General features: G+C 65.7%; 5 protein-coding genes. 3 read left to right on the plus strand and 2 right to left on the minus strand.

The genetic code is table 11. The annotated features are described in order from the left end of the window. Positions 1–95: 95 nt before the first annotated feature. Complete coding sequence (locus tag ACFHWU_RS28845; protein ID WP_416592258.1) at positions 96–434, plus strand: VOC family protein; 339 nt, start codon at positions 96–98, stop codon at positions 432–434. 300 nt (positions 435–734) lie between these two features. Here ACFHWU_RS28845 and ACFHWU_RS28850 read toward each other — a convergent pair whose 3' ends face one another. Then, positions 735–950 carry a DUF397 domain-containing protein gene (locus tag ACFHWU_RS28850; protein ID WP_416592254.1) on the minus strand — a complete coding sequence of 72 codons (216 nt, stop codon included), beginning with the start codon at positions 948–950 and terminating at the stop codon, positions 735–737. After that, the gene (locus ACFHWU_RS28855; protein ID WP_416592255.1) at positions 940–1,854 is read right to left on the minus strand and encodes a helix-turn-helix domain-containing protein; all 915 of its coding nucleotides are present in this window, start codon (positions 1,852–1,854) and stop codon (positions 940–942) included. The genes ACFHWU_RS28850 and ACFHWU_RS28855 overlap by 11 nt, the downstream gene beginning before the upstream one ends. Before the next feature lie 485 nt (positions 1,855–2,339). Between ACFHWU_RS28855 and ACFHWU_RS28860 the strand changes: the two genes are divergently transcribed. Then, complete coding sequence (locus ACFHWU_RS28860) at positions 2,340–2,597, plus strand: hypothetical protein (RefSeq protein ID WP_416592256.1); 258 nt, start codon at positions 2,340–2,342, stop codon at positions 2,595–2,597. 92 nt (positions 2,598–2,689) lie between these two features. Further along, on the plus strand, positions 2,690–2,910 hold a 221-nt coding region (locus ACFHWU_RS28865), incomplete at its 3' end, for a hypothetical protein (RefSeq protein WP_416592257.1).

Genomic DNA, 2,910 nt, shown 5'->3' on the forward strand with positions numbered 1-2,910 from the left:
CTGGCCACCAACGGGGCGATAAATGACCGCCTACGGGGAGTATTCACTGGCCGCCGACACGTGCCCTCGCTGAGTTCTACCGCGAGTTCCTCGGACTGCGATACCGCCCTGGTGACGAACTTCCGGCTGACGGAACCACCGAGGACGAAGACTGGCTCGTCCTGGTCGACGGCAACGGCAACCGCAAGCTTGCCTTTCAACAGGTGTCTGCCTTGGCGCGGCCGACCTGGCCGTCACACGATGTTCCGAAGCAGATGCACCTGGATTTCCGCGTAGCCACCGTCAATGAGTTGGAGCGGCACCGTCGACGAGCCGAGCAGCTCGGAGCCAGCTTGCTTCACGACCGCACCCGGGATTCTGAGACTGAGGAGCCTCTCTACGTTCTCGCCGACCCCGCAGGACATCCGTTCTGCATCCTCGTCGGCTCGGCGTAGGCCAGAGTACGGATCTGCCGCAGTCCGGCTTGGGTGTTATTGAGCCCGACATTACGGAGTGTAGTTGGCGAGGGCGGTATTCAGTGCGACATGGAGGCTCGTACGGCAGGCGTGGTTGGCATCCTTGGTATGTGACCCGCGCGGTCGGTTCAGTTGCGCGACGCTCGGCCTGCTGTCGACCACTGTGGCGTTGTAGCCAGGCGTTCGGCAGCGGGCTGGTGCACCTCGACGTCGCGGAGGGATGCAGCTACCCGTGGCAGCGGCCCGTGGCGAGCATGGGCCGCCGCCACGGGTAGCCGGTCAGCGGGACTTCGCCAACTCGACGAACGCCGACCAGGCTGTCGGCTCGAAGGCCAGGGTCCCGCCGGCGGGGTCTTTGCTGTCGCGTACGAGGATTGTGGCGGGGACGTTGGTGGCGACCTCGACGCACGAACCTGTGCTGTCCGAACGCGTTGACTTGCGGTACTTCGCTGTGGCCAGAACCTCTGGGGAGAGCGCGTCACGACTACTGGGCACTGGATAGCTCCTTCGCTCTCTGGCTGATCAGGTTCCTGGATGCGGCCTCGTTCAAGGCGCAGCGGTCGATGGCTGCCGCAGCGGCCTCGAACCGGACAATATCGGACGGTTTATGGGTCAGGAGGTGGCCGGTGAAGTTGTCCATGTAGGCCGTTGCCGGCCCACCTTGCTCTGGGAACGTTATGACCGCGAACGGCCCCGTGTCGATGCCGTAGTGCGCACCGACGCTGAACGGTACGACCCGGATGGAGACGTTCGACAGGGCACCCCGCTCATTGATCTGCTGCAGTTGGCGGGCCATCACAGCTGGTCCACCGATGGTGCGGTGCAGGACGGCCTCGCCGAGCACGACGGTGAAGTCGACGGGATTGTCTGATCTTGTCAGGATCTCCTGTCGGCGCATCCTGACAGCGACGCGGCGTTCGAACTCGGCATCTGCAGCTTTCGGGCCGTCGGTAGCTGAGATCCGGAGGATCTCCCGCGCGTACTCCTCGGTCTGCAGGAGCCCGTGGACGCGCTCGCCCTCGTAGGCCCAGACCGATTGAGCTGCGGCCTCCAGGCCGATGTACATGTCGAAGCCGGGCGGGAGCACGTCCCGGAACCGCGAGAACCAGCCCTTGACCCTGGTGGCTGCTGCCAGCGCCAGCATCGTTGCCGTGGTCTCATCGTCCGCGCCGAACAACTCGGCCAGGGACTTCACGTCGTGGTCCTTGACCCGCACGCCGGGCAGGCCGTTGATGATCCGGTGGGCGGTGGGACGGGCGCGCTCCATGTGCTGCGCGGCCTGCTCGATCGTGATCGGGGTCCCGTCCTTGTTCCGTGCCTGTTTGCGCAGGTTCTGCAGCATCAGCGCCAGGCGCTGACGAGCCACGGCCGCGCCGGCGTCGTATCCGTCGACTGCCACTGTGGAGCCTCCCCTCGGGTGCATGTCGCGCCCTGCCGACCGCGTCCGGCAAAAATTTAACACTGCATCCGAACGATCTTGATCGAGCGTAGCCGCCCGCTGCGGCTACCTCTCCGGCCACATGGCAAAACCATGAAGTCAAAAATTGAATGTTGCGGTTTTGCGTGATCGATGGTTGACTCCGTACCGGAACGACCTTCGTGGACGGTTGATCAACTGGCCGGCTACCGGGGTAGCGGGGAGCGGCGAGTGTCTTGATCGTTTTCCCGCTGCGTTTCGCTGTATTCCCAGGTGGTCGGGCGGGTCGCGGTAACGGCTCGCCCGGTCGTCCCCAGCCCAATCGGAAGGGTTGATCATGGTGGCGCTTGGTGCCCTGGTTTTCGGAATCCTGCTCGGGTTCTTCGTCGGGTTGTTCAGTTTCAAGATCAAATCGCGGTGGTGTCCCGACTGCGGTCGGACGACGATGCCGGCGGCTGATCGGTAGCGTGCCGGCCGACCGGTCCCCGGCCGACCCCCGGCCCGGTGACGAGTTGATCATCGATGGTCGGGCGAGTGTGCAGTTCGCGGCCGGGCGGGGTTTCCGGTTCCGGGTGACGACAGTGGACAAACGCTGGACGTACGAGGGCTGGGTGTGGCTGGCCGGGTATGTGTTGGCAGCCGACGGTGAGGCCCGCGAGCGTCGGGAGATCTTCGTCGAGCGTGACGGTCTCCGCTGGGCTCCCCGCCCGCGCCGGCACCGCTGACCTCGGCGGCGGCGCAACTGCGACGCGAAACCGTGTGCTCTTCATCCGTACCCCTTGAAGGTTTTTCGACTGTGTGAAAGGTGGTTCCTGCTGTGCGTGGATTCCTTGACCTGTTCCGGCGGACTCCGGTGCGGAGCCGGCGTAACCGGCGGTTGCTCGCCGAGATCGCCCGCTACCACGACCGACGGCCGACCGACGCCGCTGCCGGGCCGCGCCGGCCGGTGCGGCCCGCCCCGAACGCTGCCGGTCACCTGTACGGGCGGGCGGTGCGGCCGTCGATCAGCCCTGGCCTGGTTCGCGACCGTTCGTTCGG

This window comes from Micromonospora sp. LOL_015 (genome assembly GCF_048060275.1).
Classification (GTDB): Bacteria; Actinomycetota; Actinomycetes; order Mycobacteriales; family Micromonosporaceae; genus Micromonospora_E.